Source organism: Biomaibacter sp. TOL (genome assembly GCF_059717795.1).
This window is the reverse complement of record NZ_AP046092.1, coordinates 2,932,326-2,956,039: the sequence shown is the minus strand read 5'-3', so window position 1 is coordinate 2,956,039 and position 23,714 is coordinate 2,932,326. Positions and strand designations below refer to the sequence as shown.

Below are 23,714 nucleotides of genomic sequence, written 5' to 3'. Positions count from 1 at the left end.
CTCAAGAATTTTTGTTTTTTCAACAAATCTGTTTTTTGAATATATTATTATTTATTTTTCTTCATATGTGTCTTCCGGTCGTTTCTTTGCAAAATACTTATATTATCCTCATTTGATTCTGCCACAGCATCCTGCCAGGCGAATTTTGGATCTTACCACATCTTTCACCGCATCCACCGCAGGCTTGAAGTATTTTCTCGGGTCCACCTCCTTCGGATTATCTTTGAAATAGTCTAATAAAGCCCCGGCGAAAGCAATCTTAATATCCGTCGCGATATTTATTTTACAGATTCCCAGCGCTATAGCTTTTTTCACCATTTCGTCAGGAACGCCGGAGCAGCCGTGGAGAACCAGCGGAACCGCCACAAGTTTTTTTATCTTCTCCAGCCTTTCAAAATCGAGCTTCGGCTCCCCTTTATACATGCCGTGGGCGGTGCCTATGGCGACGGCCAGGGAATCAACACCGGTCCTTTCCACGTATTCCGCGGCCTTTTCCGGTTCAGTCATGGCAGCTTCATATTCGCTCACCGAAAGTTCTTCCTCCACCCCGCCTACCCTGCCCAGCTCGGCTTCCACCTGTACGCCCCTGGGCCGGGCATAATCCACCACCTTCTTCACCATATCTACGTTTTCTTCAAAGCAAAGCCTTGAACCATCCACCATTACGGACGTGAATCCGGCGTCTATGCATTTGAAGGCAAGTTTAACATCATCTCCGTGGTCAAGGTGCAGTGATATAGGGATATCCGTCTCCTGTGCCGCAGTATCTGCCATGGCATAAAGAAACTTTATGCCCGCATGCCTGCAGGTGCCGGGGGTTGCCTGTAGAATCACCGGGGCCCGCTCTCCCCGAGCGGTTTCAACCACGGCTTTAAGGGTCTCCAGATTATGTATGTTAAAGGCCGCTATGGCATAATGACCACGCTGTGCCGCTGTTAACATAATTTTTGAAGATACTAAGGGCATTTAACCTTCCTCCTACTTATATTACTCCCAAACCTTCCATGGCCAGGGCGGCGGCGCCTACCATGCCCGACTCGTCTTTCAGCTCGGCAGGTACTATCCTGACCTTTTCACCTGCATTTCTCATGGTCCTCCGCCTGACAGTCTTTCTCAGTGGTTCAAACAGCTTGTCGCCCGCCAGGGAAACTCCGCCTCCTATTATGACCATTTCGGGATTTATGATATTGATGTAATTTGCTATACCGATGCCCAGAATTTCCGCGGTTTCTTCCATTACCATATTGGCCAGCCTGTCACCTTCGTCGCAGGCTTTAGACACTACTTCCGCCGTTATTTTGGAAAGGTCGCCTCCCACCATGCCCTCCATTTTGGAAAAATGTCCAGCCCGGATATACTCCCTGGCCCTCCTGGCTATGCCCGGAGCTGACGCATAAACCTCCAGGCAGCCGCGGTTTCCGCAGTTGCAGTACAGGCCGTCGCTGAATATGGTGATGTGGCCTATTTCACCGGCGCTATAGGTGGTGCCCCTATAGAGCTTGCCGTTTATGATGATACCGGAGCCTACGCCTGTACCCAGAGTTATCAGAATCAGGTTGTCGACGCCTCGGCCCGCCCCAAAGTATTTTTCCCCAAGAGTGGCTACTCTTACATCGTTGTCCATGAATAAGGGCATTTTCGGAAATTCCTTTTCGAATTTTTCCATAACAGGTATGTTTTCCCAGCCCAGGTTTCCGGCAAAGATTGATAAGCCCTTTTCAATATCTACAAGGCCGGGAATCCCCAGCCCGATACCCACTACATTTTCCATGCCCACATCCCTTGCCACCCGTTTTATGGCTTCTATCATGTTAAAAATGACATGTTCGGGGCCGTATGCCGCCTCGGTGGGCCTTTTGTCTTTTTCGATAATTTCACCCTTCTCATTCACCAGGGCTGTCGCTATATTTGTTCCTCCCAGATCGGAACCTACAAAATACATGTTTACAGCACCTCCGCCATCACCATGTCCGCGGCGCCTTTTAAAGTGGCTTCATCGCCCATGGTGGAAAAACTGATTCTCACATCCTGAAAGCAGCTTTCCAGAGCCCGGCTTTTAACCGTGTCCATCATCGTTTCCTCAATAAAAGTCTTCGCCCGGGTGATTCCTCCACCTATGACTATCAATTCGGGATTGAAGGTGTTTATGGCATTCGCAACGGCTATGCCCAGATACCTGGAATCTGCCGAAGAATCCGGCTCGCCAGTATATCCCCGTTTGCTGCCGCTTCATAAATGATCTCCGGCGTAACATCCTCCAGATTGCCGCCCGCCAGGTCCAGCACCATGGAATCCCTTCCTTCTTTTATGGATTTAACCATGGTCTTCACCAGAGCGTTTTCCGACGCCATGGCTTCCAGGCAACCGTAGTTGCCGCATCCGCACTGATGCCCTCCCACATCTATGGTGGTATGGCCTATCTCGCCGGCGCTGTCGCCGACGCCCCGGTACAGCCTGCCGTCCATGATGATGCCCGAACCAACGCCGTATCCCACCTTTATAAACACCATGTTATTTACATCTCTGGCGGCGCCGTAGTAAAATTCACCCAGAGTCATGGCCCTGACGTCGTTTTCCACAAAAGTGGGGATGTGGAATTTATCCTCCACTATGAATTTTATGGGAACGTTTTTCCAGCCTATGTTGGGTGCAAAAATGGATATGCCTTCCCGGGCTTTGACTGGCCCGTGGACCACCACTCCTATGCCCGGCAGCTGCGCTTTTGCCTCATTTTGATATTTCTCTATATATTCATTCATCATATCGATGATCTGCTCTTTATTTAAATTTTTAATTTTCACAGTATCATGTTTCAGTACATTTATATCGCCATCGGTGAGATATGCGAAAAGTTTGTTGGAACTTATGTGTATCACTATGACATTCAGCGCCTCGGGATTTATCTTGAGCAGCACCGGCCGCCGCCCGCCGCTGGATTCGCCCATCATGTATTCCATGATGAGATTTGATTCCATGAGCTTGTTGGTGATATTGGTCACCGTAGGCTGGGTCAGGCCGGTGAGCCTCGCGATATCGACCCTCGATATGGGCCCCCTCTGCCTGATGATGTTTATCACCAGCGACTCGTTCATTCCTTTTAATAACTTGTAGCTAACAGGCATGATGTGTTGCAATCTTTATCACACTTTCTTTATGATTTTAAATAAGTTTGATATATATATTCTATAAAAATTTACAAATTCCTTCTTTTATAAAAAACTTTTTTAAGAAGTTTTTAAAGTGATTTATAAAATATGCCGCCGATGCAGGTAACAAAAATAAAAAACAGGGTATCTCACCCTGCTTTATCGTAAAACTTCTTAAATAAAAGTATGAACCTATTTTATGCGTATAATAAACGTCCTTTAGGTTTGGGAATATCTCGCCCCAATTCCTTTGCAGTCTCTATCCATTCCTTAATTGCTACTTCTGCATTTTTTATTGCTTCCTGATATGTCAGGCCATCCGCAGCGCATCCCGGCAGTTCCGGTACTTCTGCGATAAAAGCCTGGTCTTCTTCGCTCCAGTAAATTAAGATCTCATATTTAAACATCATTCTTTTCCTCCTAATTTATATTTGAGAATAACTTCTCTCACCTGCTTTACTTGATAAGGTTTGGAGCCGTTACCTTTTGGCTGCAAGTTCAATATTTCTTCTACATCTTGATTAAAAAAAATATGGTGACTTCCATTTATGCGTTCTTCAAACCCGAGATAGAGAAGCAAATTACATAATTCATCAAAAGAAATATTCTTATCTGACCTACCTCGTAAAACCTTCAATAATATTTTTTCAAATCTACTCATTTACTTTCCCCTAGCATCCTTTTAATCCTGTTTATATTATATATTTTAATTAGCTTTTCATCAATAATCTTTAACGAGGTGTTATTATTTGTGCTGTATGTAGATTTTGACCGTCATATTCTGGGCACTTTGTCAATTTAATAAAAATGCGATGGGAGTTAAAATATTGTTAAAATAATGTTAACAAAATCCGGTTATTAAAAAATTCGGATTTGTATTACATTTTTGGGAAAGGAGAATTGATATGGCCAGCGTGGTATTGAAAAACGTCTGCAAGATTTACCCCGGCGGTGTAAAGGCCGTGGACAATTTCAATCTGGATATTGCCGACAAGGAGTTTGTAGTGCTGGTGGGCCCCTCCGGATGCGGTAAATCCACCACCCTCCGCATGGTGGCAGGCCTCGAGGAGATTTCTTCCGGAGAGCTTTACATCGGAGATAAACTGGTAAACGATGTGCCGCCAAAAGACCGGGATATCGCCATGGTTTTCCATAATTATGCCCTTTATCCCCACATGAACGTGTATGATAATATGGCTTTTGGATTAAAGCTCAGAAAAGTTCCGAGGGCGGAGATTGACAGAAGGGTCAGGGAAGCTGCCAGAATATTGGGCATTGAAGAACTGCTCACCAGAAAACCAAAAGCGCTGTCAGGCGGCCAGAGGCAGCGGGTAGCTTTAGGCAGGGCTATCGTGCGGGAACCCAAGGTGTTTTTGATGGATGAGCCTCTTTCAAACCTTGATGCCAAACTCCGGGTGCAGATGAGGACGGAGCTTGCAAAGCTGCACGACAGGCTTCAGACCACATTCATTTACGTAACTCACGACCAGACCGAAGCCATGACCATGGGCAACAGGATAGTTGTCATGAAGGACGGCGTCATTCAGCAGGTGGATAAACCCCAGCATATTTATGACCATCCGGCCAACATTTTTGTGGCAGGCTTTATAGGCAGCCCTCAGATGAATTTTATGGAAGGCGTTCTTACCGCCGAAGGCGACAATTTATTCATCAACTTCGACCATACAAAACTCTCCATACCTGACGGCGTAAAGAAGAAAATAGACCCGACCTTCATAGGCAAGCAGGTAGTCATGGGTATCCGTCCTGAAGACATCCACGACGAACCCGCCTTCCTGGATTACTTCCCGGAGTATTGCTTTGATGTAAAAGTGGATGTGGTGGAGCTCATGGGTTCCGAGACATATTTATACCTCACCTTCGGAGAGCACACTCTTACAGCCAGAGTGGACCCCAGGAGCAGCGCAAGGCCGGGCGATGTGGTGAAGATAGGTTTTGACATGAATAAACTGCACCTGTTCGATAAGGCCAGCACAAAAAGGATTTTAAGTTGACAATATAATCAAAAATAAATGGCAGCCAAACTAGAAAGGCCAAAAACGTTTAAATGAACCATCAGAAAATATAATCAAAAATAATCGATAGTAAAACCCGCCTAAGATAATCTCCCGGGCGGGTTTTACTTATTTCCCTGAAATTTTAACAGTTCTTCTATATAATCAAAATGTTTATCAATAGAATACATGGATAGATGATATTTGATTGCTACAGCAGCAATGATTGTGTCCGTAAAAGGAATGGTCAAACCTTTTTTTCGCAATTTAAATGAAAAAAGACCGATATCAATCCAATCGGATTTCCTGATATCGATATATGGTAGAGCTTTAATGTTTGTAATCAGTTCCTCGGCTTTTGTCTTATCCTTTACGCCTTGAATGAGTTCGGATATGACCGGCCCTACTACGACAGCTCTATCTTCATCAATAAGAAGGTCTACAATATTGGTAATCTCACTATTGCCCCGAAAATATTCTATCCATATTGATGTATCTATTAAGACCTTACCTGTTAAATTCTTCATTATCTAAACTCCTTATTTTTTCTATATCTTCCGGTCCGATTTCAAATTCGATTTTGCCTTTAAGACTCTTCAACCTGGCAATTTTTTTATATTTAATGGCATCTTTTAATGCTTCCTCAATGGCCTTTGACCTGTTTTTTATAGGATAAATACTCTCTACTTCTTTAATAACATCATCGGAAATATTTAATGTGGTCCTCATCTGCATCACTCCCTTCATATAAATAATACATCACTATGTGATGTTTTTCAAGCAAAAAACTTTCTCTTTAACTAAAATTATTGTATGATTATATTGGTGATATTTCATGCAAAAAACACTGATAAACATTCTTTCTTCAATAAAGCCCTCGCTTCATACGCCTTTTACGCTGATGGATAAATACGGCCGCAGGGTGTTCGGCGATGAATTGAAGCAAAAGTGCCGAAAAGCAACCGTCAGGCTGGGCGGAGCGGAATATCATCTTGCAGCCGATTTGCCATCGGCCCAGCTGAAGGATTTCTGCCTTTTGCTGGAGGGTTTTGCCAACAGCATATTTGAAGAAAAGTTGAGAGCTTACATTCTTGGAAAAAACGTAGAAATTGAGGACTTTCCCTTCCCCTGCGGATTGATAGTCATAAAAAACGAGGTCGGTCTCGACCTCGAACCGCTGGTCCGGAGGCTGTTCGAAGAGGGATTTGCCGTAATAGTCGAAGATATGCTTTTGCTGATTATTCCGACGGGTAATATCGATGAACTCAAGGAGGCCTCCCGGGCGCTTTATGAAACATTGAGCGAGGAATTTCCCACAAGGATTTTAATCAGCATCGGCGGCATCGCCTGTTGCCGGGAGGAATTAACGGGAGCACTGGAAGATGCGAAAAAGGCATTGACATTTGCATGGCCGCTAAAAACTGGAGTCGTGTTTTACCCGGAAATGGAGCTGGAAAAGCTGTTTTCTTTTCTGCCGGAACAAAACATGCGGGAGTTCGTCGGCGAGATCGGCAGCAAGCTTAAAAAACTCGATGAAGATGCCCTCACAACCATTCGAGCGGTCCTGGACTGCAACCTTAATATAGCAGAAGCCGCCCGGAAGCTTTATATCCACCGAAATACTTTAATGTATAGATTAGACAAAATCCATGAGCAGACAGGTCTTGACATCAGGAACTTTCAGGATGCGGTGAAGATGGAAATTTATCTACTATTAAATAGAATTGTCGATACTAATCATCTGTAACTTCTTTTTCATTTAAGGGAATCATGAAGCCTCTCGAACCCCAGTCCCACAAAAAACCAGAATATGCCGTAGTCCAAACGCATAACTCCATCCATGGCAAAGGCTCTACTGCCGTAATCCCAGGGGCATACCCCCGTCAAAAGCCTGATGGCCATTCCGGTTAGATACTCAGCCATAAGGATTATGCCCGCCCATGTAACTCCCCTGACCCACCAGGGTACATTCCTTATCATGTCATGGATGAGTTCGAGAAATAATTTTTCAATATGGAAAACATCCAGAAAACCTCATCCATTTTCAGCAAGATACACATTATAAAATATACCAGACATCCCGAAAGGATAGCTGTGCCCAGGTCCATAGCCTGTCTGATGATACCAACAGGTGTAAAAATCGCGCTCATGTATCCATAGGTAAAATGGACTGCGGCTGCCATGACGGCCGAAGCGATCCCTGACTTAATAAGGCTTTCCGCTATTTTCTTCCCTCCAATGGGACCTATCCTTCTCCTCAAGCTGTAAAAAAGCATCACCGTACCGGCAATGGCGGAAATACTGGTGGAAAGCGCCAGGCCTCCCATGCCCATAAACCTTACTAGGATCAGGTTAAGAATTATGTTTATCGCCATGGCAATGGCGCCGTTTATCATGGGCGTTTTTGTGTCCTGCAGAGAATAAAAACCCCGGTTTAAAACATCCCGGAGACCAAAGGCTACCATTCCTATTGAATAATAGAGGAGGGCCGTGGCGGTCATAAATGTGGCCCTTTCGTCAAAAGCCCCCCGCTCGAAAAGAAACCGCACTATAGGCACTCGGAGAATAATGGCTCCTGCGGTCATGGGCATGACAATGGCGATGACAAAACCCGCTGCCCTTCCCAGAGCATTTTTAAATGCATCCATGTCCTTATTCGCCGAAAGTTTTGAAAGGGTAGGATATACCACTGTCGCTATGGATAGGGTAAAAATCCCGAAGGCAAAACCGTTCAGGCGGTTCGCGAAATTAAGAGCTGCTATACTGCCCTCAGCCAGTCCCGATGCCAGCATCCTGTCCACCAGGGTATTTATCTGGCTTACACCGGTCCCCAAAACCACCGGCACAACCAAAATACCTGTGCGCTTCAGGGCCTCGTCATGAAAATCAGGTTTCCCACCGATTCGAAAGCCCAGTTTGAAAGCCGCGGGCATCTGGATAAGGACCTGGGCGGCGGCTGCCAGCACTGAGGCTGCTACTAATCCCCATATCCCGAAAAGAGAACTTGACAGAAGGGCTCCGATAATAATGAGATTATACGGTATTCCAATGAGGGCCGGGATCGCAAACTGCTGATGGGACTGTAAAAAACCTGTTAAAATGTTTGAAAGGCCTACGAATACACAGACAATCATGGTAACACGGGTGAAACTTACAGCCAGATTGAGGGTCTCGCCGGTAAATCCCATGGCTACCAGCTTTACAAGAGGCTCTGCCATTAAAATGCCTGCCAGGCTTATAGTTATAGATATCGCCAGGACAACATTGAAAAGGTTACGGGCAAAATCTGCCGCAGGAATCTTACCCTTTTTTGCAGCCACATCGGAATATACCGGAATAAAGGTGGTGGCAAGGGCTCCCGCTACGGTGGCAAATATAACCGCTGGGACGGTAAGGGATACCAGATATGCATCGGTCACGTTTGTGGCGCCGAACTTTGCGCCGATCAAGAGTTCCCGAAAAAAGCCCAGTATCTTGCTGGAAAGCGTGGCGGCCATGACCACGGCTGCCGCCCGGGCAGCCTTCCCCGGGCTATACCGCTGATCGGAGGATGCTATTTTATTACAGTCAAATATTTCTTTCTGCAATGGAAAAACTCCTTTCTGAGTTAGTGAGTCAGGGGACGGTTCTCTGACTCATTTTTGAGTCAGAGAACCGTCCCCTGACTCACTGACTCACTTCCGCGGCAAGGTCGTCTATCAGAAGTTCCTGATATCCCGCTCTTTTTACTTCAAGCATGTGCCGGGCCACGGGAGCAAGTTCCGGGCATGCCAGGTTTTTCAGCATTGAAAGCCTTTTTTCGCTTATTGTTTTTTGAGAAAGGCATTTTTTATAGTCCCCGACACTATAATGCCATAATTTTAAATTAGCTTTATATCGCCGAAAAAGCCTGTCGGCAATAAGGATCCCTTCGGGGTCGAAATCGCCGGAATAATAAATTTGCATGCCGCTGTCGACCAGAAGGTCCAGAAGGACAAATGCAGAAAGCCTGGGCTGGCCGAAAGTGCATATAAGCGGGCGCTGGGGCGATTTTCCGGATCTGCTCGTATCGATAAGCGAAGAAAAAATGCCCGGATTTTCCACTACAAACACTTTTCCGATGGGGCTTGTTACTCTGTCGATGCTGCTTAAATTCAAAAGCGGCACTTGAAGCACTTCCCCGTTCTCATAGGCCGCCTGCCATACCGGGTCGGCAATATCGCCTCTGAAAGCCCGAAGTCCTGCAATGGTGACATAATTCGATATCTCATCCATCAAAATCCCTGCAGCGTAGTATACCTCCACCCGGTCCCGGCTGTCTTTCGCTTTTTCGGCATCCATGACGGTGAGAAGGGCGTTGAAAAAAAGATTCCCGACAGCGGTGCCGATATCGAAGGCGTGAGGGTTCTGGGTTATCCTGGACGCAAATACCGCGAGCCGTTCCTTTTTCTTTCGCTTCACAGGCAACTCGTCCAGCGCCCGCAAGACATCCTCCATCTCCCGGAAAAGTCTTTTCCTGTCGTCTTCCTTCGAAAGCCTCGTTTCAACGGCTCTGGCTCCGGCGGCCTTTCCCTCATACACGCTCCTGAGCCAGGTCCTGCTTTCTTCGCTGCGGCACACGGAAAAAAGCCTTTCGAAAAACCGGTCCCTTTGAACCCGAAAAGCTTCTTCGTCTTCTTTTTTGCCGGTCAGCGGCTCTCCAAAATACGCCTCCAGAATTTCCTTCAAAGAATAACATTCGAACCTGGTGCTTTTAAGGGATTCTTCAAATTTCAAAAGGCTTACGCAGGCCGAACTCTGCCTGGTGTAATCCTTTCTGAAATGGTTGGTGAGCACTTCCTTTTCCTCCCGGGAAAGGTTCGAAAGCTGGATGCTGCCGCCAATGCGGCCCAGGCTCTTATATTTTTTTCTGAAGGCTTCAAAAAGCCGTCGGTAACCTCTATTATCTTTAAAAAAGTTTAAATCTTCCTGCTTCATATCCTTCTCATTCTTTCACACATCAAACCTCTCATTTACCACTTCCCGCGGCTTGTGCCGCATCTTCATCCACATCATATTTCAGCATGCGCTTTTTGCCGTCCCATATATATCTTATGACCGTGACAAAGCCGGCGTTCTTCGGCCGCACCAGCTCGCATATGGAAAGCTCCGGCACAGTGTCGTAGTCTCCCCATAGCACCTGCGAATTTATGATAAAATTGAAATTCAAATCCTCCATCAGCCCGAACATGTCCCTTATATTGGTGTCGTCAACGCCCGCAAAGGCTTCATCCAGAGATATTACTCTGGGCGCATCCTGGGCCGCCGAGTTATACCGGGCACATACCGCCGAAAACAGCGGAATATACATGGCCATGGCCTTTTCTCCGCCGCTGAGCTTATCAAAGGCATGGTTGGTGAGCTCTCGGCGGGTTTCCCCTTCTTTTCTGAAATACAGCTTAAACTCAAACCATTTCCTGTAGTCCAGTATATCCTTTATTATATGATGGAACGTCTCCGTATTGTCGGCATTGTCCATGACTTTCCTGGCCCTGTCAACTTTGGACCTGAAATGTCTTGTGACAAGATTAAATTCTTCGGGTTTCAACATCTGGGCACCGGATTTGAGAATTTCCACCAGCTGCCTGGTATCCATTTCCTCTTCGCTTTCGGCAGGGACCGGCTTCCATTGAAGCGAAAACGTAATGCCGCTGGAGGTATCCCTCTCGGACATCAGGCGGTTCATGTCTTTCACCCATTCCTCCGCCCTGAAAATCCTGGCCCTTATCTTTTTCCCGACGTTGTGCAATATTATTTCCTCAAAGAGTTTTCGGTCCGTCTCCCGCAAAAGCGCCTCATTGGCCGCAATATCCTGCTCTATGGTGTCGTACAGGGTATATAGCGATACAATTTTTCCCTGCAGGTTAGCCGTAATCTGGAAACGCCTGAGTTTGGCTGCTGCATGACGGAGCGCATCCATTCTTTCTTCGTCGGATGTTTCCCCGCCGGCTGGGGTTTCTTCCGGGATGGACGCATCCTCGAAAAGATAACCCATGGCAAGCCCGTAGTTTAAAAGCTCCACCTGATTTATATAAAATGCTTCCTGCAAGTCTCTTGTAATTTTCTCTCTGTCCAGGCCTGGCCTTTCCGCAAAAGCCCCCAGAGCCTTTACGATCTTCCGGCAAAAACCCGATATTTCATCATCCCCCGCACTCTCCGGCAAATCTCCTAGGTCCTTCACGAATCCCAGTTTCCATTCGTCAAGAAACCCTTTTTTATAGATGCTGCATATGCCGGATATCAGCTCTATCTTTTTATCAAGCTCCGCCAGTTTTTCCATGTTGTTCTGCCTTCTGGTGGCCGTAGCCGTCGCAAGGTTATCGGCTTCCCTTATTTTTTCAGGGATCTCCTCCAGCCTGCGTATGCACCCCTTCAGCTCCTCTTCCAGCTTCGCAAGGCCCAGAGTCTCTATTGTCTCATTCAGGGCTTTTATCCGCGCAAGGCTTTCACTGATCGCCGCTTCGATATCCCTGATTTCAGCTGTAAGGTCGTCCGCGTCGGCTCTCGCATCCTCATAATTTTGCGTGAGTATAGAAACTTTCTCCGCAGCGGAAAGCATTTTACTGTACGCTATCTCCAGCCGCCCCAGGTTTTCGCCGTATTCGTCCATGTTGTCCAGGGCTTCTTCATAGGACTTTATATCAGCCCTGATATTGATGCCCGATGTGAGCTTTCTGACCTCCGCCCTTAAATTTTGCAGTAAATCAAAAAGCGTATTTACTTCCTGATTCTTGCTTTCCAGGGCTTTTTCGGCATTTTTAAGCTCTCTTTCTGCATCCCGGCAGGTAGCCAGCGCCGCGTCCATGTCTTGCGGACCGGGGAAAGCGTCGTACTCCTGCTTCAGTTGAGCAATCCTTTCGCCCAATATTTCTATTTGTTCATCCATGCTCTGTACGCGTCCGTTTATTTCCTCAATCTCCCGGTTCAAAGCCGCAATCTTTTCTTCCCTGAATCTTTTTCGCGATTCATAACCGATATATCTCGGCCTTTCGCCGCCTCTGCCCTTGCCCTTCAGCACGCCTATGCCGAAAAATCCGTCGTCTTCCACGTAAGTGGCGTTTTCCTCCCGGTACGCCAGGATGTTTCTCAAAGCGTCGTCCACCGTTTCCCGGGAAACGGACACCCCTTCCAGACCGGCCACATCGAAGTACTGCAGCACATTGAGGTTCATGGAAAATCGTCCGGGAGCTATGAACCGGTCGCACATGCTGCCATCCATCGCCATGGCCCTATCCAGATATTCCTTCGGCACTATCAGCGCATCCAGAAGGCCCATGTCTTCCAGGGCTGCTTCCAGCCTGCCCCTGGCTTCTTCATCCACATCTTCTTTAAATTCCAGGGCCATGTAAAGCGGCACATGAGGGATGCCGCTTTCCCGAAGCCTTTTGCGGTTTTGCTCCACCTGGGGATGCCGCTCGGGTTCCGGATCTTTTTTGTTTTTCCATTCCTCAAGCTCGGCCTTCTTCTCATCGAGCAGATTTACTTCCTGCGCTCTCCGGTTTTGAAGCGATATTCTGCTGTCGAGAAGCTGTCGGTTTTTATTCTCGAAAAATGCCCTGACTTCCTTCAATATGTCTTCAAACCTGATTCTGTCGCCATAGTTTAGCGCCAGGCGCGCCAGGGCTTCCAGAGAGTCCCGCTGAATCTTGAGTTCCCCGTTCGCATCGGACCAGGCGTATATCTTTTCCACATACTCGCCTTTCACCGTATCAAACTGGGCTTCCCACTCTTTAAGGCGCCTTAGGCAATCATCCCTCTCTTTCCTCAAAACGTCCTGCTCCTGGAGCGCCCTGTCGTACCTCCTGTTTTCCTCCCGCTCTTTTTGCATGGCCTCCAGGGCTTTCTTTATTTTATTTTTATGTTTTGAAGCCTCGCTCTTCCAAAAAGTAAAATCAAATTTCCTACCGAAAACTTTTTGAAGCTCGTCCTTTGAAAAATCATGTTCCATAAAGTCGGAAGCGCCTGCGGCCTTGTCCATATCCGCCATGGTTTCCCGCATTGCAAGCTCCACGGCTTCCTTTTCCCGGGCAGCCTCTCCTATCTGCCGCTCTAGCTCCTTTTTGCGGGAATTCTTTTCATTCAACTGGCAGCGCTTTTTTTCAAGGGCGGCCTTTCTGTCTTTGAGCTGCTGTTCCTCTTTTGCCAGCGCCTGCCCCGCCTTGAAGGCGTCGTTTTCCCTCAAAGACTCTTCCTTCTGCTTTAAAGCCGCCTGCTCTGCCTGCAGTGCCCCGATTTTTGCAGCAAGCTCCTCCTCCAGCCTCTTCTGGCTCTCGATTTCATTCGCCAGGGCGTCGCGGTTTTTCACGGCTTCTGACAGGTCCTGATAAGATTTTACCAGTGCCTTGGACTTTTCATATAAGATAAAGCGGTTGTAAGAGTCATACTCGGCTTTGAGCCTCGCTGCAGCCCCGCGGCTTTTATACAGTTCATCCAGGTGCGCCTTAATCTCGTCCATGTTTTCTATGGTCTCCGACAGGGGCCTTAAATCTTCGTCGGAAAGTGCCGGAAGGGCGGCATTCATTATCTCGTATATGACAGTCGGGCGGAAGTCCTTGGAAAGCTTGGGGCTTCGAAGCTGCACCAGCAGTTTTATGAGTTCGTCGTATTCTTCCACAGTGTTGAATCCGAAGATGTACTTGTTCACCATTTCCATGTATTCCCTCTGACTCTCCGTCACTTCGCCGCCCGGTACGATCTTCGCCTTCAGCTCCCTTTTGGAAAGAGGCACCTTTTGCTTTTTGCCGTCGGGGCCTATTTCCCATTTGTACAAATGCAAATCCCTGCCCACCCGGCGGCCGTCCAGGATTATAAACCCCCAGGAGTCCAGGCTCTGCCCCCGCCTGGCCTTCAGGCCCAGTCCCACGGTTATGTAACTTTCGGCATATTGCCGCTTGAACTCCATATAAAGATATCCTGTCCTCTCGTCGACGCCGCTTACAGACTCCTCCCCCAAGAGATAATCTTCCAGCCTCCTGGCCCTGGATCCGAAAGGGTCCAGCCTCTCGGGGCTCTTGTTCCCGTCCAAAAGCAGGGGGATGAAGCTCTGCATGGTCACTGATTTGCCTGAACCGTTGGCTCCCCTCAGAAGAAGCCTCCCTCCGGAAAAGTCGAATTCCTCATCATCATAGTACCAAAAATTTATAAGCCCAGCTCTGTTCAGCATCCATCTACTCTTCATGATTTGTCTCTTCCTTCCTGAAATTTTCCGGGTATTCTCCGACAAATTTTCCCATCAAAGGCAGAATTTTAACCGAGCGGAGCGCTCCGTCTTTTTCAATCATCTTCCATGACTCCATCGCATCCGCCACCTCCCGGATGAGCTTTTCGGGTGCAAGCTCCCGGTAAGATTTATACCAGCCGTCTTTATATAATTCCCTGCATTCCAATATGATGCGGTGAAATTCCATTTCCGGCATTTCTATCGTATCGTCGGGCTTTGCCTGAAGCTTCCCTTCCTCCAGCTTTTTTCGGATGAGCCCCGCCACCTGCAGTATGATGTCCGAAACATTGCCTCCGTCAGGAAAAACGTACCTGTTTTGAAAAGAACCGTCATACACGAGGAATGCGGAACTTTTGTGCAGGTGGAGTTTTGCGCCCACGTTTTCCTCAAAATCCTTCTGGATAGTATTCCTGTAATTTTTTATATAGAGGAAATCCTGGTCCTCGGGCCCCCGGCTGTACACCGCCGGCGAAAGCAGCAGCTTGCGGTACACCCTGTGGCGGCGAATGCTGCCTCTGTCGGCGTCTCCGGCGAACCGTTCGCTTTCCAGCAGGGTTTCAAAATCAATGTTGTCGCCGAGTTCCCGCCCGAAGCTTCTCAGAAAATACCCGGATATCCCGGTATTCTCATAGAGCACCTCTGTGCTCCTGTCGTCCGAAAACCTTTCCTGCTCGCCGTCATTCACCTTCAAAATCCCGTATTTTGTCGCGAAAACAAGAGCCCGCACCAACGACCTCCTGTGGGAATACAGCGTCCAGTCCACCTTTTCATCGCCATCATAGGCCGCCTGGATATACTCCGTTATATTTGAAAGCACGAACTGCTCCTCCGGCCCTTTTTCTTCCAGAAAAGCCAGAAGCAGGCACAAAAAGGCGTAATCCATGGGCTCTTTAAAATCCTGGATGCCCATCCAGGGTTCCGCTTCGCCCGGCACCTTCTCCAGCTTTGCCATGCGCGGGTTTATCAAAAGCCTGTACCCCAGCTTTTCCTCCAGGAAAGACTTCATGCGCTCCTGGGCGTCCCTTATTCTGTAATATGCGTCCCGGTCTTCGTCTCTGAGTATCCAGAAGTTTTCCAACAGCATATGTAATTCTTCCATAGAATCACCCGGCCTCCTCAAATTCTATGATAAAAGCCGGCATGTTTATATTGCCGTCCGTGCACCTCAGCCATATGCGCTCATCGTTTTTGGGAAAAATTACCCTGTAAAGCCTGCCGTCTTCCGTCTTTGCCGTTCTGTTCCTGTTTCCCATGGCCTTGCCGATCCAGCGAAGCAGGGTTACCCTCACAGAAGGTTCCAACTCGGGGAGCTCTGCAAGATTTATCCTGTTGCCCGAGATGAGGCTTTCCACCATCTCTCTTTCCCGCGCAAGTTCCAGCAGATATTCCCTCAGGCTGCGGTTTTTATATTCGCCGCTGTCCCGAATGGCGCAGGTTTTGCCGCTTTCGGAATAACTCCTGGTCTTGGGTTTCAGGATGAAAAGGCCGGGCTTTTCCTCCCACACCCCGCCGGTGATACTTTCAGTGGTCCTTTCCTGCTCCCCCGAAAGGTGGCGGGTATTGAAAGCCCCGAACGCCGCAGCCGATAGCAGGTGGGCTTCATTCAAGCTTTTGCACCTTGCAAAGGCTGCCGCAAGCTTCAAATAATCGTCCTTCCGGCTTAAGGTTCTGGAGCGGCTCTCGGCTATTCTGGCTGCAAAGCGGGTTATCTTCCTTATTATCTCATTCGTCACGGAAAAAAGCCGGTACGCTTCGCTCTCGTCGCCGCCGTAACCGAGAAACCAGCCCGTCAGATTTTCCCAGCGGCTCTGGATCTCCTCCCTTATTTCATCAGGCTCCGGGCGGACATCAATCCTGGGGACCGAAAGCTCGTATTCCACCAGCCTGTCTATAACATTTTTTACAACACCTGCATCCAGCTTTCTCAAAAATTCCTCGATGGCCGACGAAAACCGCTGCAGGTCCTTTATAAAATCCCGCAGGTATTCTATCATGCGATCCTTGTATACTATAAAAGCCTCCGTCTTCATAAGCTCATCCGCCCGGGAGCTCTGGAGGCTCGCTATGTAGTCGGTGGCGTTGTGATATATGCTCTCGAAATCCGCATTCAGATCCTGCCACCACCGGTGGGCCGCCGCCGTGTCGGAGGATGCGGAAAAATCATTTATCTTGAGCAGGGCGGCGTATATCCTCTCGAAAAGGGACGGCTCCAGCGACCCGCCATACCCCGAAAGGCTCTCGAGCCTTATAGTCATCCTCTCTATCTCAATGGAGTAAGGGCTGAGCTGATACCTGAACTTCTTATTTTTAAACTCCTCCAGGGTGGAAGCCCTGGTCGTGTCTTGCGTCGAGATGAGGTTTTTCCACTGCGAAAGGGCGTTCAAATCCTGCTCGCACTTATCCATGGTGTAATCCGAAAAGACCTCAAACTGCTTCATATAATCAAAAACATCTTCTTTGTAAAGGAAATAGCGCAGCCTCTGGTGCTGCTCATAAAAAAAGCGCATGATGACTCTGTACCTCGCCGCATTCTCCTGCGTGAGATACTTTGCCTCATCAAGCGGCTTTAAAAGCTCCATGTTTAAGCTATCCATCCCGCATCTCTACCTGCCTTCGACATTTTAATCCACCTTACCCGTTTTATTTTAACTTTTTTAAACTGAAGTTGCAAGCCTGTAAAAAACCGGGTAAGGTAATGCCCTCACCCGGTTTTTCTTACCCGCTATTCATTGAAGGCCTTTTTTCTTTAAAAAAACCCCCAGCACCTTGTCCATCTTCCTGATATGGTTTATCAGCCAGTCAAATAGGAAGTGATTGACCTTTATCACCAGATCAACTGTAGGGCCTTTTTGCTCCAGCTTATTTTTTAAATCCTGAAATTCCTCTATGAAACCGTCATGCTGCTTTTTATGCTTTTCATAATCCGGAAAGCCCTGAGCCTTCATGCGTTTTTCCTCGGCTCCAAAATGCATGACCACATAGTCTCCGAGAAAATCGAGGATACCGGATAATTCCTCCCTGCCCTTTCCCCTGGAGCACGCATCCACCAGCGCATTTATCCTGTTGAACAATTCTTTGTGCTGGCTGTCGATTTCTTCAATGCCCGTTGCAAGATCCTCGGTCCACTGCACAGCCATACAGAAGCCCCCTTTTAAAATTATGAGTCAGCAGTTTGAGTCAGGGGACGGTTCCTTGACTCAACAGGTTGAGTCAAGGAACCGTCCCCTGACTCACCTGACTCATCCCCCAATCTTTACTTTGCCATTTTTTGTTATTTAGATCGCTGACTTTTACAATCAGCTACATATCAACCGGCTTACTTTGTTACAATAACCACCGTGTTTTTTGGTATATTTTCGTAAAACCATTTTGCATCATCAACCGACAACCGGACGCAGCCGTGAGAAGCTTTTGTGCCCAGCTTGTCCGCTTCTGACGCAATAATATTATAATTTTCATCGAATGGAATACTGTGGAAGAGATACCCCTTATTGAACCTCACCCAATTGTAAGCCCCCTGCCTGTATTTTTTGCTGTAGAATGACGGCCCGCGGCTGCCAATCATATAAATGCCTTCAGGAGTTTCATACATGCCCTCCATGCCCGTAGAGCACAAAAAGGTCTTAAACAGCGTATTGCCTTTATAAATATATACCTTTTGGCTATCTGTATCAACTACCACTCCGTAATTTTGATTGGTTGAAACATGTTTTATGCTCTTTTTCAAGACGTACCCATCAACCAGCCTGCCAGAATCATAATCCCTTGCCCTTATCTTCACGTATTCCCCATCTTCGCCTCCAAGCACTTCCACATGGGCAAGGCTGCCGTAAACCATGCCTAATGCCTTTGAATCTGCCATGGGCTTTTGTTTTAAAGCAACAGCTTCTGTTTCTCCCGCATCAATAACTGTCAGCTTGCTCGGAAAAATATAATCTTCCAGAGAGTTGGCTGAATCTGCTGCTCCAGAAGGCATATCATCAGAAGAACTTGCTTTTTGGGAATAAGGTTTTACGGATTCATGATTCACGTTGCCATCCGGCAGTTCCATAAGCGTGGTAAAATTTTGGTTTTTGTTCGGGGCATCAGCAATCTTCCCCGCATTTTCGTTATGAATTACTGTTATGTACCGGCCATTTTGAGCAAAAGAAGGAATCTTAAACACGCTAAAAATCAGCAAAGCCATGACAATAAATATCTTCCAGCAATTCATTTAATATCGTGCCTTTCCCCTTTGCAAAAAACTTTTTAACCAGAATATAGATTATTAATTCGACACGAATGGCCGTTTTCCTCTAAGATTTTTAATTTTGTACTTCTTTTTCATGAATTTAGCAAATAAATTAAAAGGAAAAAGAAGGAATTTGACGGTTTATAATCGAATTTTAATAAACAACGAAACATTTCGGGAGGTCATGCCTTGAAAAAATTTATAGCAGTATTTGCAATCATGCTGCTCGCAATGCTGGTTTTCTTCATGGCTTTCGCCTTCAAGCAGCCGCCGCTCAACAGCAGCCAGAGCTCCGCGCCCACCCGTGAGGCCGAAAAAGAGCCCGAGCCGCAGCAAAACGCTTATGACATAAGGCTTGAATACAACGGGCTAAACCTCATAAAGGCCGAAATGCACTTAAAATATGTGAATAATACAGGTAAAAGCATGAGCGAGCTATATTTTCACCTCTACCCAAATATATTCAAAGACCAGAAACACCCTCCGTTTTCTTCCCGGGACCTTGATCTGGTCTTCCCTGACGGTTTTTCCACTGGAGGCATCGACATCCTCCAGGCTTTGCAGGACGGAGACCCAATCAGGTGGGTAGTCCAAAACAATGACGAGGTATTAAAGCTGTCGCTTAATAAACCCGTACAGCCAGGGGAGTCTTCCAGGATACGCCTCACTTTCACGCTCACCGTCCCGAAAGCCAACTACAGGTTCGGATACAGGGTGTTTGGCGGCGGGGCTGTCACACTTTCTCTCGGCTACTGGTACCCCATTCTGGCGGTTTACTCCAGCGGAGGATGGAAGCTGGACAGGCACCCCGCCATGGGAGACCCCGCTTTCAGCGATATATCAGATTACACCGTCAGCTTCACAGTGCCGCAGGGCTTTACCGTGGCCGCCTCGGGAACATTGAAAACGCATACGGTAAAAGGAGAAAAGGCTGTTTTTGTGTATTCAGCGGAAAAAATCCGGGATTTCGCCGCAGCCATCAGCAATAATTATGAAACCGCCGAGGATTTTGTGGACGGTATAAAAATCATATCCTATTTTCACCCCGAAGACAAAAAAGGAGGTTTCATGGCCCTGGATGTGGCAAAACACGCACTGGCCATCTATAACCGCAGCTTTGGGAAATACCCGTACCCGGAACTGCGCATAGCTGAAGCCAACTTCTACGCCGGAGGCATGGAATTTCCCACTTTTATAATGATGAACACCGCCAAATACCGGGAACCCGCTCTTTCCAACACTTCTTTCGAAAGGTCCATGGCTCACGAAGTAGCGCACCAGTGGTGGTACGGCCTGGTTGGAAATGATTCCATAAACGAGCCGTGGCTGGATGAGGGATTGACGGAGTTTTCAACGCTCTATTACTTCGAAAAAAGGTACGGGGATGCCGGCAGGGAATCTTATTTTGAAAGACAGGTCAATTCCAGCATGAATCTGATAAAACAGAGCAAGAGAAGCATGCGGGACCCCGTCAAATCCTTCATGGACAACCGTGAATATTTCGCCGTTGTCTATGTCAAAGGGGCCTTGTTTTACGAAGAACTGAAAAATACCATAGGCGAGGAAAAAATGCTGGATTTTCTGCGGTCCTATTTAAATACATACATGTATAAAAATGTAAGTTTTGACGATTTCATAAAGTTTTTAAAGTATAGGAATTACCCTGGCATCGATGACAATTTTTTTAAAAAATGGTTTTAATTTATTTGTGCAATAAAAATTAATGCCGGCCTTCTCCTGACCGGCACTTTATTCTTCCTTTATATTATGGACTTGCCGAATAGGCCTCTATCTCGGTGGCGCTGAGCACCTGGGAAAGTGTGGTTACCGTCCCTATGGATGGAGTAGATATAACCGTCACCCGCAGTTGATATAGAACGGGAGTGAGGCCTCTCACAGAAATAGGTGTAGTATCCACATGTTGCAATTGCACCTGATTGAATACTGTAAAAGGAAGCGCGGGTAAGAAAGTAGTTATGGATTGAACCGCAGAATAAATAACGGTGCTGCCGCGCAGTATCTAGGTTTCAATCCTGATAAATCAAAATATTATTGCAACAATGTGTCTCCTTGATATATAATATTAATGCCGAACGATCAAACACCGGATCGTCATTTCATTAAAAATTAATAAGGGGGAATGAAAGTTGAAAGTAGGAGTATTTTGGAGGAGATTCAGAAATGTGGAGCTTCAGAGAAGGCTCACACAGGACAAGATCTTCGATGATGCTTACGATGAGGCCTTTCAACACTATTCAGCCATTAAGGAAGCCGGTTTTGAGGCGGCCCTAATCGAATGGAAAAAAGATCCCCGGGAAACCCTTCAAACTCTGATCAATGAAAAAGTGGACCTGGTCTTCAATGCTTCATCCCTGAGGGAAGTGGCTTTTCTTGAAGTCTTCGGCATACCCTTTGTGGGCTCCGGTCTCGACCTGGTAGCCACCAGCAAAGCCGACCGCAAAAAGATAGTGGCATACCATAGATTGCCAACGCCCGGATTTTTCGTGGCAAACGGTCCCGACAGGATTCCGGAGCATCATCTCAAGTATCCGCTTTTTGTAAAGCCCGTGAGAGGGCGCGGCAGTGCTGGAATAAGCGAAGAAAATGTGGTGAAAAAACCTGAAGATCTGCCCGGGGTGGTAGCCAAGATAACGGAAAAGATGGGCCAGCCGGCTCTCGTAGAGGAGTTCATCAGCGGCCGGGAAATCACCGTGGGTATCATCGGCTATGATGAGCCGAGGGTTTTGCCCATTCTGGAAATTGAGTACAATTCCACCATCACCAATACCTTTGAACATAAGATGCTGGACAATGAAATCATTCACTGCCCTGCAGAACTTTCTCCCGAAGAACAAAACAGAATAATCTACACAGCCAAAAAAATATACAAAGTCCTGAATGCAAAGGATTTCGGCCGCATAGACATGATTCTTGGTCGGGACGGCACACCCTATTTCCTGGAGCTGAACACCTTTGCAGGCCTTACCATGTCCTCCGGCAGGGCCCACAATGGCTACATGGGATATATGGCAGAGGCTCTCGGCATGACGGCTGCGGAATTTATCGGCTCCATAATCCAAAGCGCCATAAAAAGATGCAGCATGGACACAAAAAATGCCGCATCAAAGCGGAACATCATGACTTCATGATTTGCAAAATTAAGGGACATCATTGTATAGCAAGACAGGATGTCCCTAATCTCTTCTCAAAAACTTTAGGATTTGTTCGATAAACCTTTCAAAATCAACAAGTTCATCTGATGCTATTTCATACACTCTTTCAGGAGTTACCTGCTGATATCCATGTACAACCCGATTTCTAAATCCGATCATTGAGCTATATATGTTATAACTATTTATATCAATGACGCTATGCTCTAAAAGTATGTCTAATCCCTCCCGTGCATCCTGCGCAGCCTTATTAAAATATTTTGCGCTTATGTGGTATATTATGTCAATCATAGCTTCCACCGCTGTCTGCAGGGAATACTTTAACCCTCTTAAGAGCCATGTGTCCGCTAATATTTCATCTTTGCCTTTTTCTTTTAATAATTCTCGAATTGATGATACTTGTTCCTTGATATAAGATATTTTTGTAGCAATTCTATCCATGTCAACTGTCATAATTTTACCCCTCCAGAATTATGTTAAGGGCTTCTTTATATCGAGGGTAGTTTTCAGAATAGAGTCGACTAACAATTTCTATTGTATCGGTCACTTTGTCTTCATCTTTAACATATACGGGTTCCCCATTTTTCAAAATCTTAAACGCCAGAATACTGTTGACGTTCTCTACCGATACAACATCAAAAGTATGCCCCTCATAATTGCCCAAGGTATTGACCAGCTTTGCAAGGAAGAGGTCCATTTCTTTTTCGCTTTTTATCGCACCGGTTTGTAATATGATTCCCAAATCAATATCACTATCAGGTCTCATTTTCTCGAGAACGGACCCAAAAAAATATGCCCCAGCCACTTCCGGAAACATCTCCAGTTTTTCCCGGACAAAACTTGAAAGCTTTACTCTGTCCAATTCGATGAGCTCGCCCATGCAATCACCTCCGCTCACCTGATAATTTATTTAGATAGGCGGCGCAATGGCCCCATTAAACCGAAGGCCCGCCGTGGGAAAGTCCCTTTGCTGAAAATATAATCCTGTCACCACGGCCTTCCTGTTTTTGTAGCAGTTTTTCTATAAAAAGGGCTATACCGTCATCATCATTGGTGGCAGTAACGAAATCGGCCTTTTGTTTCACCACGTCGGGACCGTTGCCCATTGCCACACCCAGACCTGCGTATTCCAGCATGGGCATGTCGTTTATATTGTCGCCGATGGCTATTATCTCCTGCCGCCTTATCCCCAGCATTTCTGCCAGCACCGCAATGCCCCGGGCTTTTGACACTTCTCCGTTTAATATATCCACGGTGTTTTTAATGGCAGTGGTCAAAAAAATGCTGTCGCCGAACTTTTCCTTGATATCCCTTTTAAAAATTTCCAGCTCGCCCGGATCCGCATAAATGACTATTTTTGCCGGAGGCTGCGTCATCATTCTTTCTGCACCGGCAATGTCCCCTGCATCTTTTGCCGGCACAAATACAAAATCCCGCAGATAATTATAGCATCCTTCGACAGAGTACTTGCTGGAAAATTTTAAAAAACGCCCGAACTGCATGCTGCGGTAACCCCTTCCGGCGTAAATCTTATAGTCCTCCATGAAAATCTGAACATTAAAGCTCCTGTATTTCGAGGCAATCCGCAATATGTCACGGGCTATCTCCATGGACAGAGGTTTAAAAAAAGCGACTTTCCCTGTGGATATATCCTTTATCAGAGCTCCGTCGTTGCACACCAGCGGAGCGTTAATGCCGATGCTCCTCGCTATGTGCCTTGCGCTGTGGTAAAACCTTCCCGTGGCTATGGTGACCTTCATGCCGGAATCCATAGCGGCCCGCAGGGCCTTTCGTGTGCGGCGCGTAACGGTGTAATGGCTTGTGATTAAAGTGCCGTCTATGTCAAGGGCCATCAGTTTGAAATTATGATTCATCCGGATTCTCCTCAAGCATATATTATATCGATTCCGGTAT

At 46.9% G+C, this 23,714-nt stretch carries 22 protein-coding genes and 1 pseudogene; 4 read left to right on the top strand and 19 right to left on the bottom strand.

The window, feature by feature from the left end; translation table 11 throughout:
- Positions 1-108: 108 nt before the first annotated feature.
- The 5 genes and pseudogenes from fba to AC6I1H_RS14595 form a co-directional block, all read right to left on the bottom strand.
- Positions 109-966, bottom strand: a complete 858-nt coding sequence (gene fba / locus AC6I1H_RS14615; protein ID WP_497738260.1) for a class II fructose-1,6-bisphosphate aldolase — start codon at positions 964-966, stop codon at positions 109-111.
- 16 nt (positions 967-982) lie between these two features.
- Positions 983-1,942: an ROK family protein gene (locus AC6I1H_RS14610; protein WP_497738259.1), complete on the bottom strand. Its 960-nt coding sequence runs from the start codon at positions 1,940-1,942 to the stop codon at positions 983-985.
- Positions 1,943-1,944: 2 nt separating this feature from the next.
- A pseudogene (locus AC6I1H_RS14605) lies at positions 1,945-3,134 on the bottom strand (ROK family transcriptional regulator).
- Positions 3,135-3,343: 209 nt separating this feature from the next.
- Positions 3,344-3,553: a type II toxin-antitoxin system HicB family antitoxin gene (locus AC6I1H_RS14600; RefSeq protein WP_497740816.1), complete on the bottom strand. Its 210-nt coding sequence runs from the start codon at positions 3,551-3,553 to the stop codon at positions 3,344-3,346.
- Positions 3,553-3,807: a type II toxin-antitoxin system HicA family toxin gene (locus AC6I1H_RS14595; protein ID WP_497738258.1), complete on the bottom strand. Its 255-nt coding sequence runs from the start codon at positions 3,805-3,807 to the stop codon at positions 3,553-3,555. Before AC6I1H_RS14595 ends, AC6I1H_RS14600 begins: the two co-directional genes overlap by 1 nt.
- A 244-nt stretch (positions 3,808-4,051) precedes the next feature.
- Between AC6I1H_RS14595 and AC6I1H_RS14590 the strand changes: the two genes are divergently transcribed.
- Entirely contained in the window at positions 4,052-5,161 is a 1,110-nt protein-coding gene (locus AC6I1H_RS14590) for an ABC transporter ATP-binding protein (RefSeq protein WP_497738257.1), read from the top strand.
- A gap of 125 nt (positions 5,162-5,286) precedes the next feature.
- On the opposite strand, the gene vapC is transcribed toward AC6I1H_RS14590, so the two are convergent.
- Both vapC and AC6I1H_RS14580 read right to left on the bottom strand, forming a co-directional pair.
- The gene (vapC, locus tag AC6I1H_RS14585; protein ID WP_497738256.1) at positions 5,287-5,688 is read right to left on the bottom strand and encodes a type II toxin-antitoxin system VapC family toxin; all 402 of its coding nucleotides are present in this window, start codon (positions 5,686-5,688) and stop codon (positions 5,287-5,289) included.
- Positions 5,669-5,890 carry a type II toxin-antitoxin system VapB family antitoxin gene (locus AC6I1H_RS14580; protein WP_120768048.1) on the bottom strand — a complete coding sequence of 74 codons (222 nt, stop codon included), beginning with the start codon at positions 5,888-5,890 and terminating at the stop codon, positions 5,669-5,671. Before AC6I1H_RS14580 ends, vapC begins: the two co-directional genes overlap by 20 nt.
- A 106-nt stretch (positions 5,891-5,996) precedes the next feature.
- On the opposite strand from AC6I1H_RS14580, the gene AC6I1H_RS14575 reads away from it, so the two are divergent.
- Complete coding sequence (locus AC6I1H_RS14575) at positions 5,997-6,908, top strand: PucR family transcriptional regulator (RefSeq protein WP_497738255.1); 912 nt, start codon at positions 5,997-5,999, stop codon at positions 6,906-6,908.
- Positions 6,909-6,916: 8 nt separating this feature from the next.
- Here the strand turns inward: AC6I1H_RS14575 and AC6I1H_RS14570 are convergent, their stop codons facing one another.
- From AC6I1H_RS14570 to AC6I1H_RS14535, 8 genes are all read right to left on the bottom strand, one after another.
- A complete protein-coding gene (locus AC6I1H_RS14570) occupies positions 6,917-7,141 on the bottom strand; it encodes a putative ABC transporter permease (RefSeq protein ID WP_497738254.1) in 225 nt (74 codons plus the stop codon).
- On the bottom strand, positions 7,138-8,748 hold the full coding sequence (murJ, locus tag AC6I1H_RS14565; protein WP_497738253.1) for a murein biosynthesis integral membrane protein MurJ: 1,611 nt from the start codon (positions 8,746-8,748) through the stop codon (positions 7,138-7,140). The genes AC6I1H_RS14570 and murJ overlap by 4 nt, the downstream gene beginning before the upstream one ends.
- Positions 8,749-8,827: 79 nt before the next feature.
- Positions 8,828-10,117: a TIGR02679 family protein gene (locus AC6I1H_RS14560; protein WP_497738252.1), complete on the bottom strand. Its 1,290-nt coding sequence runs from the start codon at positions 10,115-10,117 to the stop codon at positions 8,828-8,830.
- Between the two features lie 31 nt (positions 10,118-10,148).
- Positions 10,149-14,357 carry a TIGR02680 family protein gene (locus AC6I1H_RS14555; protein ID WP_497738251.1) on the bottom strand — a complete coding sequence of 1,403 codons (4,209 nt, stop codon included), beginning with the start codon at positions 14,355-14,357 and terminating at the stop codon, positions 10,149-10,151.
- Positions 14,347-15,498 (bottom strand): TIGR02678 family protein, encoded by a 1,152-nt coding sequence (locus tag AC6I1H_RS14550; RefSeq protein ID WP_497738250.1) that lies wholly within the window; start codon positions 15,496-15,498, stop codon positions 14,347-14,349. Before AC6I1H_RS14550 ends, AC6I1H_RS14555 begins: the two co-directional genes overlap by 11 nt.
- A gap of 4 nt (positions 15,499-15,502) precedes the next feature.
- Positions 15,503-16,993, bottom strand: a complete 1,491-nt coding sequence (locus AC6I1H_RS14545) for a TIGR02677 family protein (protein WP_497738249.1) — start codon at positions 16,991-16,993, stop codon at positions 15,503-15,505.
- 132 nt (positions 16,994-17,125) lie between these two features.
- Positions 17,126-17,536, bottom strand: coding sequence for a bacteriohemerythrin (locus tag AC6I1H_RS14540; protein ID WP_497738248.1), 411 nt, complete (start codon positions 17,534-17,536; stop codon positions 17,126-17,128).
- 179 nt (positions 17,537-17,715) lie between these two features.
- A complete protein-coding gene (locus tag AC6I1H_RS14535) occupies positions 17,716-18,612 on the bottom strand; it encodes a L,D-transpeptidase (protein WP_497738247.1) in 897 nt (298 codons plus the stop codon).
- 207 nt (positions 18,613-18,819) lie between these two features.
- On the opposite strand from AC6I1H_RS14535, the gene AC6I1H_RS14530 reads away from it, so the two are divergent.
- The gene (locus AC6I1H_RS14530) at positions 18,820-20,331 is read left to right on the top strand and encodes a M1 family metallopeptidase (protein WP_497738246.1); all 1,512 of its coding nucleotides are present in this window, start codon (positions 18,820-18,822) and stop codon (positions 20,329-20,331) included.
- A gap of 64 nt (positions 20,332-20,395) precedes the next feature.
- On the opposite strand, the gene AC6I1H_RS14525 is transcribed toward AC6I1H_RS14530, so the two are convergent.
- Complete coding sequence (locus AC6I1H_RS14525) at positions 20,396-20,548, bottom strand: hypothetical protein (protein WP_497738245.1); 153 nt, start codon at positions 20,546-20,548, stop codon at positions 20,396-20,398.
- Between the two features lie 229 nt (positions 20,549-20,777).
- Here AC6I1H_RS14525 and AC6I1H_RS14520 point away from each other — a divergent pair, with 229 nt between their 5' ends.
- Positions 20,778-21,779 carry a D-alanine--D-alanine ligase family protein gene (locus AC6I1H_RS14520; protein WP_497738244.1) on the top strand — a complete coding sequence of 334 codons (1,002 nt, stop codon included), beginning with the start codon at positions 20,778-20,780 and terminating at the stop codon, positions 21,777-21,779.
- A gap of 45 nt (positions 21,780-21,824) precedes the next feature.
- On the opposite strand, the gene hepT is transcribed toward AC6I1H_RS14520, so the two are convergent.
- Genes hepT through AC6I1H_RS14505 form a run of 3 tightly spaced genes read right to left on the bottom strand, consistent with a single transcriptional unit; the run spans position 21,825 to position 23,674 of the window.
- Positions 21,825-22,253, bottom strand: a complete 429-nt coding sequence (gene hepT / locus AC6I1H_RS14515; protein WP_497738243.1) for a type VII toxin-antitoxin system HepT family RNase toxin — start codon at positions 22,251-22,253, stop codon at positions 21,825-21,827.
- A 4-nt stretch (positions 22,254-22,257) separates the two neighbouring features.
- Entirely contained in the window at positions 22,258-22,680 is a 423-nt protein-coding gene (locus AC6I1H_RS14510; protein WP_497738242.1) for a nucleotidyltransferase domain-containing protein, read from the bottom strand.
- 55 nt (positions 22,681-22,735) lie between these two features.
- Positions 22,736-23,674, bottom strand: a complete 939-nt coding sequence (locus tag AC6I1H_RS14505; protein WP_497738241.1) for a Cof-type HAD-IIB family hydrolase — start codon at positions 23,672-23,674, stop codon at positions 22,736-22,738.
- Positions 23,675-23,714 lie beyond the last annotated feature (40 nt).

What these genes read in the sequence shown, in the direction of transcription:
- AC6I1H_RS14600 (WP_497740816.1), bottom strand. Translation starts at nt 3,553, where the DNA reads ATGTTTAAATATGAGATCTTAATTTACTGGAGCGAAGAAGACCAGGCT.
- AC6I1H_RS14590 (WP_497738257.1), top strand. Translation starts at nt 4,052, where the DNA reads ATGGCCAGCGTGGTATTGAAAAACGTCTGCAAGATTTACCCCGGCGGT.
- AC6I1H_RS14545 (WP_497738249.1), bottom strand. Translation starts at nt 16,993, where the DNA reads ATGGATAGCTTAAACATGGAGCTTTTAAAGCCGCTTGATGAGGCAAAG.
- AC6I1H_RS14510 (WP_497738242.1), bottom strand. Translation starts at nt 22,680, where the DNA reads ATGGGCGAGCTCATCGAATTGGACAGAGTAAAGCTTTCAAGTTTTGTC.
- AC6I1H_RS14555 (WP_497738251.1), bottom strand. Translation starts at nt 14,357, where the DNA reads ATGAAGAGTAGATGGATGCTGAACAGAGCTGGGCTTATAAATTTTTGG.
- fba (WP_497738260.1), bottom strand. Translation starts at nt 966, where the DNA reads ATGCCCTTAGTATCTTCAAAAATTATGTTAACAGCGGCACAGCGTGGT.
- AC6I1H_RS14535 (WP_497738247.1), bottom strand. Translation starts at nt 18,612, where the DNA reads ATGAATTGCTGGAAGATATTTATTGTCATGGCTTTGCTGATTTTTAGC.
- AC6I1H_RS14505 (WP_497738241.1), bottom strand. Translation starts at nt 23,674, where the DNA reads ATGAATCATAATTTCAAACTGATGGCCCTTGACATAGACGGCACTTTA.
- AC6I1H_RS14595 (WP_497738258.1), bottom strand. Translation starts at nt 3,807, where the DNA reads ATGAGTAGATTTGAAAAAATATTATTGAAGGTTTTACGAGGTAGGTCA.
- AC6I1H_RS14610 (WP_497738259.1), bottom strand. Translation starts at nt 1,942, where the DNA reads ATGTATTTTGTAGGTTCCGATCTGGGAGGAACAAATATAGCGACAGCC.
- AC6I1H_RS14570 (WP_497738254.1), bottom strand. Translation starts at nt 7,141, where the DNA reads ATGATAAGGAATGTACCCTGGTGGGTCAGGGGAGTTACATGGGCGGGC.
- AC6I1H_RS14550 (WP_497738250.1), bottom strand. Translation starts at nt 15,498, where the DNA reads ATGGAAGAATTACATATGCTGTTGGAAAACTTCTGGATACTCAGAGAC.
- AC6I1H_RS14580 (WP_120768048.1), bottom strand. Translation starts at nt 5,890, where the DNA reads ATGAGGACCACATTAAATATTTCCGATGATGTTATTAAAGAAGTAGAG.
- AC6I1H_RS14540 (WP_497738248.1), bottom strand. Translation starts at nt 17,536, where the DNA reads ATGGCTGTGCAGTGGACCGAGGATCTTGCAACGGGCATTGAAGAAATC.
- AC6I1H_RS14560 (WP_497738252.1), bottom strand. Translation starts at nt 10,117, where the DNA reads ATGAAGCAGGAAGATTTAAACTTTTTTAAAGATAATAGAGGTTACCGA.
- AC6I1H_RS14575 (WP_497738255.1), top strand. Translation starts at nt 5,997, where the DNA reads ATGCAAAAAACACTGATAAACATTCTTTCTTCAATAAAGCCCTCGCTT.
- hepT (WP_497738243.1), bottom strand. Translation starts at nt 22,253, where the DNA reads ATGACAGTTGACATGGATAGAATTGCTACAAAAATATCTTATATCAAG.
- vapC (WP_497738256.1), bottom strand. Translation starts at nt 5,688, where the DNA reads ATGAAGAATTTAACAGGTAAGGTCTTAATAGATACATCAATATGGATA.